A 12431-nucleotide genomic window follows, 5' to 3' on the forward strand; every position below is an offset into this window, starting at 1 on the left:
TCTCGATTTTTTTAGCTCAGTCATCCGCCGCCAAACAGAGCCTATTCTCATACTTTTGCGAAAATGCAATAGGCAGATAGATGAAAGGATTTGTCACCTTTCTGCCCACCGCCAGTGCACCGAATCCTGATAATGACATTTGAGTGAACCGCCAGAGCACTTGGAAAAGCCCAAGCGTGACCAGTGCGGTTGATTGAAAACCGTTAGAGCACTTTGAGTGCACAGGAGATAAGTATGTTTGTACTAGGCGTAGATATCGGTTACTCGAACCTGAAGCTGGCAATTGGCCAATCAGGCAGTGAACCGAAAACCATTATTCTGCCTGCGGGTGCCGGTCCTGCGGATCGTATGCCGGAGCGTATCGGTGGAGGCGATGATGAATCTTGTTTGTATGTGTCTGTCGATAATGAGCGTTGGGCCGCTGGTGTTCCTGCTGGACGCCTTCAAGGCTGGGAACGAGAGCTTCACCCGGAATATCCCACCACAAAAACCTATAAGGCGCTTTTTCATGCCGCCTTGTTAATGGCTGAAACAGATTCCATCGATTTGGTTGTCACTGGATTACCGGTTTCCCAGTTTCATGAACCACAACGTAAGTCTGACCTTGTGAAGCGTTTAAAAGGTGTTCATCAAGTGACGCCTAAGCGCAGCATCACCGTTCATGACGTCAAAGTGCTGCCGCAGCCTGCCGGTGCCTATATGGATCTGGTTCAAACAGGTGGTGATTTGGGCTTAATTGAAGAAGGTCGCGTCGTCGTCATAGACCCCGGCTTCTTTTCTGTTGATTGGGTTGCTCTTGAGGCCGGAGAAATTCGCTACAGCTCTTCAGGAACCAGCCTTCAGGCAATGTCCGTGCTACTGGAAACCATTGATAAGCTGATTTCGGAAGATCATGGTGCCAAAGTCGGAATGGATCGACTTGAAAAAGCCATGAGAACCGGCGACTTGCAGGTTCTGCTGTTTGGAGAAAAAGTCGATATTTCACCTTACCTGAATGCTGCCATGAAAAAGGTAGCGCCTGTTGCTCTTACAGCCATGCGCCAATCCATGCGTGACGAAAGCATCAATGCGGACTTGGTATTGATCGCCGGAGGTGGAGCCTTGGCGTATAAGGAAGCGGCCAAGGAGATTTTTTCACGAAGCAAGATAATCGTGCCGGAGCAGTCTGTTTTGGCGAACGTCCGAGGCTTCTGGTTTTATGGGGCGTGATCATGAGAGTTGTCGTCAACATTCCCCCAGGGAGCCACCCTGAACTGCTCAAAGAATTGGAAAAGACGCCGCCACGGGAACGTGCTGAGCGTCTGAGGATGCTGGCCACCTTTGGGTTAATTCACATGAGCCAACCCAATCTATCCACGACATCTGTACCGGTGGATGGTCTTGCACCAGATGGTGAAGTTACTTCTGAGAGTACAGCGCCAGAACCCAAAGCAGAATCACGTAAACAATCATTAAAATCAAAACTAGGGCTGGGCTTATAACATGGCGTTATCAGTTAGCTGGCTCGATGCCAGGTTAAATAAAGAAGCAAAAGAAACCGTAGTAAAAGCCGACCGAGATGGGCTAAGTGCTCGGGTATCGCCCAAGGGCAAAATTGTTTTTCAGTTTCGTTATCGTTTCGATGGCAAGCAACAGCGGGTAGACATTGGTACTTACCCACTTATGAAGCTTGCTGAAGCCAGGAATGAGCTGGATAGGTTAAGGGCAGTACTTGATCAAGGTCGAAACCCCAAGCTCTACCTACAGCAGGAACGGGCTAAGTATTCTGCTAATCAAAGCTTCGAATCGATTTTTCGAGACTGGATAGACTCTGCCGGTAAGCAAGGGCTAAAGGAGAAAACGTGGCACTACCAAAAACGCAGCAGTGAAATATATTTGCTGCCCCGACTTGGCAAGTACCCATTAACTGACATCAATGAATTGTCCTTGCGAAACTGTCTTCGTGAGGTTTCGGAGTCGTCCCCTTCAAACACAGAACGCCTAGTGTCTGTACTGCATAAGTTCTATGACTGGCTGATTGATGAACAAATTTTGGAAATTAACGCTGCCGCAGGGATCACAGCAAAGAAAGTCGGTGGTAAGAAAGGTAAACGAACTCGGGTGCTAAACGATAACGAGATCAGGATACTTTGGCGCTATTTGCATGAGTCAAAAATCACTGAGAAGAATCGCATCTACATTAAATTGCTTCTGCTATTGGGCGGTCGCAAGGGCGAACTCATTCAAGCTGAAAAGCATCACTTTGACTTGCAATCTGCAATGTGGACAGTGCCCATAGAGATCCGCAAACAAGGTGAGAAAATTGGAGCGCCGATCATGCGGCCATTGATTAAGCCAGCTATTGAGCTGATTGAACTGGCGATGCAGATGAGCAAATCAACCTACTTGTTTCCCGCGAACGGACAGGAAGAGCTTGCCACAAATGGCTTTGATACCACTATTCCTAACAATGTGAAAATCTGGGCTCGCAGATCGCTTGGTATTGAGATGGAGCATTGGTCTATGCATGATCTTCGCAGAACGATGCGAACACGAATGTCGGCCATCACGACGCAAGAAGTTGCCGAGTTGATGATTGGCCACAGCAAAAAAGGGTTGGATGCTATCTACAACCAATATCAGTACCTGGATGAAATGCGTCATGCTTACGACGTTTGGTATCAACAACTAGAAACCATCATTGAGCCGACAGGCTTTCCATTCAACTGGCGTTTCGGACAATAAAATAAAAGAGGGTAAGCGGATTAAATGGTTGATCTTACCTTTGCATGAGAGTGAGACAGACCGGCATCTCATCGGATTATCTGGTTGATGCTTCACCTACTGCTGGTGCATGTTTCCTTCGCTAATTCCAGCAAGAACCCCACACGCCTCAACTTCCCGGTCATCGTTGCAACTCGCTCTCAGTGAAACGAGTTGTTTCTCAAGCGCTTGCAGAGCGGTTATCTGCGACCGCACATGAGAGATGTGATCATCGAGCAAGGTGTTGACGGCGGTACAAGGCTGATGAGGGTCGTCCTGATAGCTCTGTAGTTCGTGAATCTCAGCCAGTGACAGGCCCAGGATTCTGCAGCGACGGATGAAGGCCAGCCCCTCACCATGCTTCTCGGTATAGACACGGTAACCGTTGTCCTGCCGATCAGGCGGCGGCAACAAGCCCTGCTGTTCATAGAAGCGGATCGTCTGTGTTTCGACCCCTACCAACTGCGCCAACTGACCAATGCGCATCAGCCTCCTCCCCAACGGATTCTTTACTCTATTGACCTTATAGTAGCTTTATAGTTTAAAATGGTACCACAACATTGTTCAAGTGGAGTCGTATCATGAGCAAATCCTGTGGTGGCGCCTGTGGCGGTGATGCAACGTCCGCAGCGGATACCGATATACAGGCCTCCTCCGAGGCGCCAGGGAGATGGGTCAGTGTTTATGCCGTGCCGAAGATGGACTGTCCATCAGAAGAACGAATGATTCGCCTAGCCCTGAACGGCTTTGAGGAGATTCGGGCGCTGTCCTTCGACTTGTCGAACCGCCGGCTGAAGGTCGTGCATGACGGCGAGGTCGAGCCCGTCACCTCGAAACTGAAGACCTTGGGGCTAGGCGCCTCGCTTCAGGAAACCGTCGCTGCAAATCCGGAGACCATCAAGGCCGCCGAGTTTTCGGCAGCTTCTGCTAAGCAAGAATCCGGGACCCTGCGCTGGTTGCTCGGCATCAATGCACTTCTGTTCGTGGTGGAAATGACTGCCGGTCTGATCGCCCGGTCCACCGGCCTGATTGGAGAATCCCTGGACAATTTTGCCGATGCGGCGGTGTACGGGCTTGCCCTTTATGCGGTTGGACATAGCGTGAAAATGCAGGTACGTGCCGCGCATCTTGCTGGTGTACTGCAACTGATCTTGGCTGTGGGCGTGCTCGTAGAGGTGGTGAGACGCTTTGTATTCGGTAGTGAGCCTGAATCGCTGGTGATGATGGCTATCGCATTCGTCGCATTGATTGCCAATACCAGTTGTCTGCTGCTCATATCCAAACATCGGGAAGGCGGGGCGCACATGAAGGCAAGCTGGATATTCTCGGCCAACGACGTGGTGATCAACCTGGGGGTCATCACCGCCGGCGCCCTGGTCGCGTGGACCGGTTCCAATTATCCGGATCTGATTATCGGCACCATCGCGGGGGGCATTGTACTTAACGGTGCCAGACGCATTTTGGCGTTGAAGGGTTAAATAATGCTCATTATTGGCAAAAAGCTCTCGCCGTATGCCCTATTGTCCATATCGGGCCTGCTGGCAGCGTCTGATCAGGCTGTAAAGTGGCTGGTGCAGCAATCAATGGCCTATGGCGAGTATGTTTCGGTGACCCCGTTCTTTAACTGGGTGCACCTATGGAACACCGGTGCCGCATTCAGTCTTTTTGCGAATGGTGGAGGCTGGCAGCGCTACTTTTTTATCGGAATCGCGGTAGTGGTCTCGATTTTTCTGATCAAGCTGATCCTTGAAAATCGTCATAAAGGAGAAGCCATCGCTTACAGTCTTATCCTCGGTGGCGCCATGGGCAACCTGATTGACCGGGTCTTTCGCGGCTATGTTGTGGATTCCTTTGATTTCTATTGGCGAGACTGGCATTGGCCGGCCTTCAACCTGGCTGATATTGCAATTGTCCTCGGTGCCTTACTTTTCGTTTCCAGCAGCTTGTTGGGTAAAAAAGCAAACACCAATGCCGAGTCGGATGGATCTGACTGACACCTACGCCTATACAACACCATGACCGAACTTCCCGACAACATCCTTCACCTGCCGCAATACCAAGTACTGGGCTGCAAATCAACCGACGACGAAATGCACTTCCAGGTGGACGTGCCCGATCCCATCGCCTGCGAGGAATGCGGCGTGCAGGGTGAGTTCGTACGGTTCGGCAAGCGTGACGTTCCCTATCGTGATCTGCCCATCCACGGCAAGCGGGTCACTCTCTGGGTGGTCCGCCGCCGATACACCTGCCGGGCCTGCAAGACAACATTCAGGCCCCAGCTACCGGAGATGGTGGACGGATTCCGTATGACACTGCGGCTGCATGAGTACGTGGAGAAGGAATCCTTCAACCACCCCTACACCTTTGTGGCGGCACAGACCGGCCTGGACGAGAAGACGGTGCGCGACATCTTCAACGCCCGCGCCGAGTTCCTGGGGCGCTGGCACCGCTTCGAGACGCCCCGCATCCTGGGCATTGACGAGCTATACCTGAACAAGCGCTACCGCTGCATTCTGACCAACATTGAGGAGCGAACCCTGCTCGACCTGCTGGCCACCCGCCGCCAGGACGTGGTGACCAACTACCTGATGAAGCTGAAAGACCGGCAGAAGGTCGAGATCGTCAGCATGGACATGTGGAACCCCTACCGGGCAGCGGTCAAGGCTGTGCTGCCCCAGGCCCGTATCGTGGTCGATAAGTTCCATGTGGTGCGCATGGCCAACGATGCCCTAGAGAGAGTGCGCAAGGGCCTCAGAAAGGAGCTGAAACCGTCCCAGAGCCGGACTGCGCTCACGAAGTCTCAGACCGGGAGCGCCTCATCATGGAGACCTGGACAGGCGCGTTCCCGCAACTGCTGGCCGCCTATGAGCACAAGGAGCGCTTCTACGGCATCTGGGACGCCACCACACGGCTCCAGGCAGAAGCCGCCCTGGACGAGTGGATAGCCACCATCCCGAAGGGCCAAAAGGAAGTCTGGAGCGATCTGGTCAGGGCAGTGGGAAACTGGCGCGAAGAGACCATGACCTACTTCGAGACGGACATGCCCGTCACCAACGCTTACACGGAGTCCATCAACCGACTGGCCAAGGACAAGAACCGTGAAGGGCGTGGTTACTCCTTCGAGGTGATGCGGGCACGAATGCTCTACACCACGAAGCACAAGAAGAAGGCACCGACTGCGAAGGTCTCTCCTTTCTACAAGAAAACCATCGGTTACGGACTGCCGGACTTCGCAGAGGAACTCAACTACGGAGTCGATCTATCAACCATCTGAGGGTGGTATCAGATTGATGGGGTGAAGGTGCCCATCAACCATTAAATCCGTATACCCATAAAAGAAAGAGGCTCAGTCCTCTTTCTTCTCATACTCCTCCAAATCTTCAATGTGCCACAGCTTGTTTCGTGTATTTCGGTTGATACGAGGTTGCGGCAAGCTGCCATCTTTTATTCTTCGCCAGAGCGTCGTATAGCTAATGTGGTAACGAGCCATCACTTCGTAAGATGTTAGAAAAGGGGTTACCTGGTGCGCTACTGCTGTCATCTGCATTCTCCTGAAAGTCAATGTAAAGCTATCATCGCCTGATTCATCAATTGTTGATGGTCAGAAAGATGCATGATTTGTTCAGAAGATCAGCCTTATCAAAACACAAATGTTGCTATTAGGTACTTTTCAGCTCAAACCTATGAATAACAAGGGCTACAAGGCGGTTTGTGTCATGAATTGCAATCAACATGCCTAACGAGAAAAATTTGTACACACTGTTTGTACACTCGCAACGATGACACATCAAAAACCACAATAACGAACCCTTTAAATTCATAAGCTTACAAACATAAAACTAGAGATGATCGCATATATTCCGCTTTTGTAATGTCGAAACCAAAGTACCAAAAGCAAGAGGTACTTTCTTCATCAAACCCAGTAACCACAAGGCCTACAGCCATATTTGTGTCATAGAATTTTCGTCAAAGGCCTCTAAAACGGAATTTGTACTCAAGTTTGTACACACTTTCCGAGGTTACGCTTGAACATCATTGAAAAGTAAAGAAACGAGAAAAAGACAAAAAGCCTTTAAATTCAGTACGTAGAGATGTGATTGTGGTATGCAATGAAAGGTGGTTTTAAGCGTTGAAAGGCTGGGCGGCATCAGGGTGAGAGATAATTGCAAAGGTGCGTCGCGTAGCGACCTCTTGAGCGGTGGTACCGTTTGTCATTGTGTTTATCTTCTAGCGTTGCGCAGGAGCCAGCAACGCCTTATCAAGGAAAACGCTGCCTAACCATATGAATTGAATATGGCAGCTATTTTCCCTGATCTTGTCGATAGACACAATCGGCGTGATAACTCTTGTGCACTTATCACGCTAAAGGCCGATCTCTACGCGCCCCTCTCTGATACGAGCTGGCCAGCGAGTTACCTGCACACTGCTATCTTCTAAGCACGCCCCGGTACGCAGTGAAAAGTGCTGTTTGTACAACGGCGATGCTACACAAGGCTCCCCCTGCAGATCCCCAACAAGGCCCCGAGCTAACACATTCGCACGGCTGAAAGGATCATTGTTTGAGAGCGCATACACTTCGTTTTCAAAGTCTGGCAGATAAAACAAAGCCACCTGTTGCTGCTCCCATTTTGCAGCGACGCCCGAGAAGGGTATCAAGTCGGTCCGATCACACAGCGTGATCCATTGTGTTGCAGTTGGTTGAGTCATGCGATATCTCCTTATCAGATATTAAGGGGCAGGACGGATCTGATCCCGCTCCATGATGTGAACAATTTGCGGGTCTTGCTGATCATCGCTGTTAACAAACGTACGGAAGCGTTTTAGCTTCTCTTGATCGGCTAAGGTCGAGCGCCATTCGCATTGATACGTGCCAACAACGTGCGCCATCTGTGCCTCCAGTTCACTCGCAAGACCTAAGCGATCATCAATCACCACACCTTGCAGATAGGCTAAGCCCCCCTCTAAGTTATCCATCCACACCGAGGTTCGTTGCAGGCGATCAGCCGTTTTGATGTAGAACATCAGTAAACGGTCGATGTAGGCGATGAGCGTCTGGTCATCCAAGTCGGTGGCAAACAGGTCGGCATGACGGGGCTTCATACCGCCGTTACCGCACACATATAGATTCCAACCGTGTTCAGTGGCGATCACGCCGATATCTTTGCTCTGAGCCTCCGCGCATTCGCGTGTACAGCCCGATACCGCCATCTTGATCTTATGGGGCGCACGTAACCCTTTGTAGCGGTTCTCAAGGTAGATCGCCATGGCCGCACTATCGTTGACACCGTAACGGCACCACGTACTGCCGACACAGGATTTGACGGTACGCAAAGACTTACCATAGGCATGGCCGGTTTCAAATCCAGCTTCGATCAACGCCTCCCAGATCAACGGTAGCTCGTGTAGCTGAGCACCAAATAGGTCCACGCGTTGACCACCCGTAATTTTGGTGTAGAGGTTATATTTTTTGGCAACCTCGCCCAGCACGATCAGTTTATCTGGGGTAATTTCTCCGCCCGCGATACGCGGAACAACGGAGTAGGTGCCGTTTTTTTGCATGTTAGCCATGAAGGTGTCATTGGTATCTTGCAAGCTCACAAGCGGCGTCTCTTGAATATGATCATTCCAGCACGATGCTAAAATCGAGGCCGCAACCGGCTTACAAATATCGCAACCGAGCCCCTGACCATGGCGGCTAATCAGATCTTGAAAGCTGCGAATACCTTCGACCCGGACAATGTTGTATAGATCCTCTCGGGTATGCGCGAAGTGCTCGCAAAGATCATTGCTCACCTCTATACCCTGTTTGGTGAGTTCAGCATCGACAACGTTTTTCAGCATAGCAGCACAGCCACCACAGCCGGTCGCCGCTTTCGTAGCGGCTTTTACATCAGCCACGTTGAGAGCGCCCTCAGACACCGCCCCACAGATCTGGCCTTTGGTGACGTTAAGGCAGGAGCAGATCGTCGCGTTATCTGGTAGAGCGTCAGCACCCAGCACCGGCTCTGAGCCTTCAACCGAAGGCAAGATTAAGCTCTGCGGTTGCTCAGGCAGCGCCAAGCCGTTTAGTGCATATTGCAAGAGGGTGTCATAACGGCTGTTATCCCCCACCAGCACCGCGCCGAGTAACTTAGTGCGATCTTCCGATACAACAATACGTGCATAGACCACCGCATCTTCGTCCCAATAGCGATAGCTGATGCTGCCGGGAGTTCTACCGTGCGCATCGCCAATAGAGCCGACATCAACGCCCAACAGCTTTAACTTGGTGCTCATATCAGCCCCAGTAAAGGCTGCCGGTTGGCCAGTAATCGCCGCGGCTGCGGTCTTTGCCATTGTGTAACCAGGTGCGACTAGACCGAAAATCTGGTTGTTCCAAAGCGCGCACTCACCGACGGCATAGATCGATGGATCAGATGTCTGGCACTGATCATTCACCGTGATGCCGCCACGCTCACCCACGCGTAGGTCACTCTCTCTTGCCAACGTGTCTTGCGGTCGTATACCTGCTGAGAAAAGAATCAGATCGGTTTCAAGATGGGAGCCATCGGCAAAGTTCATCCGGTAACGGTGCTGTTCACCCGCAATAATCTCTGTGGTGGCTTTATCACAGTGGACATCCACGCCCAGTTCAGTGATCTTCTGCTTGAGTAACTGCCCACCATCACGATCTAACTGCACAGGCATCAATTGTGGCGCAAACTCCACCACGTGAGCTTTTAACCCCAACGACTTCAGCGCATTGGCAGCTTCCAACCCCAGCAAGCCCCCGCCCACAACCACCCCAACCTGAGCATCGCTCGCGCTGGCCCGTATGTTATCGAGATCTTCCAAGGTGCGATAAACAAAGCAGGCCTCACCGTCATTGCCTGGAATAGGCGGCACAAAGGGATAAGAACCCGTTGCTAACACTAATGTATCGTAAGGGAAGGTTTCCGATGCGGTGACCACGACCTTGTTCTCACGATCAATACGCTGTGCCGCTTGGCCTAGATGAAGGTGCAGATCGGGCTGATCATAAAAACCCGGCTCAACCAAGCAAAGATCATCGTAACTCGCACCCGAAAAATACTCAGAGAGGTGCACCCGGTCATACGCGGCCAAAGGCTCTTCGCAGAGTACGTGAACTTCAGTAGGGTCGCTTGCGGTGGCAACCAATTGCTCAACAAAGTGCTGCCCTACCATGCCGTTACCAACCACAACGATGCGGTGTTTCTGTTGCTCATTCATAGCTGCTTCCCTCTTATCTTCCGGTTGCAGTGACGCACGGCAAAGCGCCTCGCCAAACAGCAAGTGCTGCTTGCATGGGTTTAAATCCGTGCGTGCATTAAGTTGTTCGAAATACCACTGACCATGGCGGACATCGCCATAAAGTACGGCGCCGATTAGACGACCATCGCGCAGCCAGAGCTTGCGATACTCTCGATGAGTCTGGTCGTGATAGACAAGAAATTCTGCGTGAGGCGGTGCGATGTCTCCGCAAGAGAACAGCTCCACACCACTGATTTTTAATTGCGTCGCAACAGGCTGCTCTTGGTAAGCAGCCGGCTGGCCCAGCAGTACTTGGCTCAGTACCTGCGCCTGTTGCCAGATAGGTGCAACCAACCCGTAGGTGTGGTCGCCAAATTGGCAGCACTCGCCCAGTGCATAGATATTGGCATCCGAGGTACGCAGTTGCTGATCAACTACGATACCGCGCTTAACGGTCAGCTCCGTGCCCGCGGCAACCTCACAGTTAGGCTGAATTCCAATCGCTGTTACCACTAACTCCGCAGCTAACGATAAGCCGTTGTCCAACTGCACAGACGTTACACACTCGTCACCGACAAACTCGCTAACCTGCGCTTCCAACACAAAACGGATACCGCGCGCTTCGAGTGTCTCTTGCAGCAGTTGGGCTGACTGGGCGTCTAGCTGCCGGTTTAACAGGTATCGGCTGCGGTGGACCAAGGTAACGTCCATACCGAGCCGACGCAGCCCCTCAGCCGCCTCCAAACCTAAAAAGCCGCCACCCACAACCACCGCTTTACCCTGGTGCTGCGCATGTTGCTGTAGGTCATCCACATCCGCCAGAGTGCGAAACCGATAGAGGTTGCCCAACTGCTCACCCGGCACGTTTAGCGCCAGCGGGTGAGAACCTGTTGCGATAACAAGCTGGTCGTATTCAAGTGTACGCCCCTTGTCGCTAACCACATGGCGCGCTTGGGTATTGATCGCGACGATACGTTCCTGCTGATACAGGGTGATCCCTGCTGCGTCGTACCATGGCGGCGTGAGCGTCATGATATCGCTGAGGCTCAACTCCTTACCCAGCAGCGGCGATAACAGCACACGGTTATAGCTACCGCCCGCTTCCTCGCCAAATACGCTAATGGCAAAGCGCTCAGGCGCTGCTTTTTGTAGTAGCTGCAGCAAGCGTCCGCTCGCCATGCCATTACCGATGATGATCAGTCGTTGTTTCATTGCTCTTTCCAATAAAAAAGGCGCACGCACCACAGGCTCTTAAACCTATGGTGACGAACGCCTTTGTTCATCGCTGCCTAATTGTTATGTCCGAGGCTAACTAAAGCCGTGTTCAGTTCTTATTTTTATTGTGTTCGTTCTAGTTGTTTTAGGCGCTGTTATTATTTTTATATTGCGACTACACAGATCTTTAGCAGATGGTGTGCCAGTTATTAAATGTTGTTATTTTTCAAATATTTAAAAATCAAAAAGACCATTCTAAACAGCAACATAGGGCTGTTTGTGCACCCTTTCACACCATAGGTACCATGATGGTGCAAACTATGCCGCTTGCTCCGTATCGTCGTTCGTTTGGTTTGGTGTCAGCGCAAGGGTAACCGCCGCGCCTGATGCGGGTTTAGTGCTTTGTTGCGCATCAGGGGAGCGCTGCTTCTCGTAGAGGAACTTCAGTACCTGATGACGATATTGGTTGTACTCGGGGTTATCTGCCAGCGCGATGCGGTCACGCGGTCTCGGTAGATCGATATTAAGAATCTCGCCCACCGTTGCTGCAGGCCCGTTAGTCATCATGACGATACGATCTGAGAGTAGGACCGCTTCATCCACATCGTGGGTGATCATAATAACGGTGTTGTTGAGGTCAGCCTGAATCTCCATTAACGAGTCTTGCAGATGGGCACGTGTTAGCGCATCCAGTGCACCAAAGGGTTCATCCATCAGCAGCACCGTCGGTTGCATCGCCAACGCTCTGGCGATACCAACTCGCTGCTTCATCCCACCCGATATTTCGTCAGGCCGTTTATCAAGCGCATGGCCCATATGCACCAATGCGAGGTTATGCTCAATCCAGTCGCGCATTTCCGCTTTATTCATCCGCTTACCAAAGACCTGCTTCACCGCTAACTCAACGTTCTCATAGGCATTCAGCCAAGGCAGCAATGAGTGGTTTTGGAACACCACAGCGCGCTCTGGCCCCGGTGAGTTCACCTCTTTACCATCGAGCAAACAGCCGCCTTCCGTGGCTTGGTAAAGGCCTGCAATAATATTCAGCACGGTGGATTTGCCGCAGCCAGAGTGGCCAATCAGGGAGACAAACTCCCCTTTGTTGATCGTCAGATTCACATTACTCAGTGCTTTAAACGGCCCATTTGGGGTTGGAAAGTCGATATCAACTTGGGTTAGTTCAAGGTGTTTCGGAGGCTGAGACATAACCTTTCTCCTTTTAA

At 51.5% G+C, this 12431-nt stretch carries 10 protein-coding genes and 1 pseudogene; 6 read left to right on the forward strand and 5 right to left on the reverse strand.

What is annotated here, in order from left to right:
• Nucleotides 1-234: 234 nt before the first annotated feature.
• Genes EOE65_RS04865 through EOE65_RS04875 form a run of 3 tightly spaced genes read left to right on the forward strand, consistent with a single transcriptional unit; the run spans nucleotide 235 to nucleotide 2724 of the window.
• Nucleotides 235-1209, forward strand: coding sequence for a ParM/StbA family protein (locus EOE65_RS04865; RefSeq protein ID WP_127693188.1), 975 nt, complete (start codon nucleotides 235-237; stop codon nucleotides 1207-1209).
• A 2-nt stretch (nucleotides 1210-1211) separates the two neighbouring features.
• The gene (locus tag EOE65_RS04870) at nucleotides 1212-1481 is read left to right on the forward strand and encodes a hypothetical protein (RefSeq protein WP_067206377.1); all 270 of its coding nucleotides are present in this window, start codon (nucleotides 1212-1214) and stop codon (nucleotides 1479-1481) included.
• A gap of 1 nt (nucleotide 1482) precedes the next feature.
• On the forward strand, nucleotides 1483-2724 hold the full coding sequence (locus tag EOE65_RS04875) for a tyrosine-type recombinase/integrase (protein WP_025441390.1): 1242 nt from the start codon (nucleotides 1483-1485) through the stop codon (nucleotides 2722-2724).
• A gap of 96 nt (nucleotides 2725-2820) precedes the next feature.
• Here EOE65_RS04875 and cadR read toward each other — a convergent pair whose 3' ends face one another.
• Nucleotides 2821-3228 carry a Cd(II)/Pb(II)-responsive transcriptional regulator gene (cadR, locus tag EOE65_RS04880; RefSeq protein ID WP_007148576.1) on the reverse strand — a complete coding sequence of 136 codons (408 nt, stop codon included), beginning with the start codon at nucleotides 3226-3228 and terminating at the stop codon, nucleotides 2821-2823.
• Between the two features lie 95 nt (nucleotides 3229-3323).
• Between cadR and EOE65_RS04885 the strand changes: the two genes are divergently transcribed.
• The 3 genes and pseudogenes from EOE65_RS04885 (at nucleotide 3324) to EOE65_RS04895 (ending at nucleotide 6016) form a co-directional block, all read left to right on the forward strand.
• The gene (locus tag EOE65_RS04885) at nucleotides 3324-4220 is read left to right on the forward strand and encodes a cation efflux transmembrane domain-containing protein (RefSeq protein ID WP_004364974.1); all 897 of its coding nucleotides are present in this window, start codon (nucleotides 3324-3326) and stop codon (nucleotides 4218-4220) included.
• Between the two features lie 3 nt (nucleotides 4221-4223).
• Nucleotides 4224-4736 carry a signal peptidase II gene (lspA, locus tag EOE65_RS04890; RefSeq protein ID WP_003821921.1) on the forward strand — a complete coding sequence of 171 codons (513 nt, stop codon included), beginning with the start codon at nucleotides 4224-4226 and terminating at the stop codon, nucleotides 4734-4736.
• A gap of 21 nt (nucleotides 4737-4757) precedes the next feature.
• Nucleotides 4758-6016: pseudogene (locus EOE65_RS04895) on the forward strand (ISL3 family transposase).
• A 72-nt stretch (nucleotides 6017-6088) separates the two neighbouring features.
• Here EOE65_RS04895 and EOE65_RS04905 read toward each other — a convergent pair.
• From EOE65_RS04905 to EOE65_RS04915, 4 genes are all read right to left on the reverse strand, one after another.
• Nucleotides 6089-6283: a helix-turn-helix transcriptional regulator gene (locus EOE65_RS04905; RefSeq protein ID WP_000127614.1), complete on the reverse strand. Its 195-nt coding sequence runs from the start codon at nucleotides 6281-6283 to the stop codon at nucleotides 6089-6091.
• Nucleotides 6284-7104: 821 nt separating this feature from the next.
• A complete protein-coding gene (gene nirD / locus EOE65_RS18110; protein ID WP_206052616.1) occupies nucleotides 7105-7449 on the reverse strand; it encodes a nitrite reductase small subunit NirD in 345 nt (114 codons plus the stop codon).
• A gap of 21 nt (nucleotides 7450-7470) precedes the next feature.
• Nucleotides 7471-11205: a nitrite reductase large subunit NirB gene (gene nirB, locus EOE65_RS04910; RefSeq protein ID WP_206052618.1), complete on the reverse strand. Its 3735-nt coding sequence runs from the start codon at nucleotides 11203-11205 to the stop codon at nucleotides 7471-7473.
• Nucleotides 11206-11526: 321 nt separating this feature from the next.
• Nucleotides 11527-12414, reverse strand: coding sequence for an ABC transporter ATP-binding protein (locus EOE65_RS04915; RefSeq protein WP_127693189.1), 888 nt, complete (start codon nucleotides 12412-12414; stop codon nucleotides 11527-11529).
• Nucleotides 12415-12431: the final 17 nt, after the last annotated feature.

This window comes from Neptunomonas marina (genome assembly GCF_004005935.1).
Lineage (GTDB): Bacteria > Pseudomonadota > Gammaproteobacteria > Pseudomonadales > Balneatricaceae > Neptunomonas > Neptunomonas marina.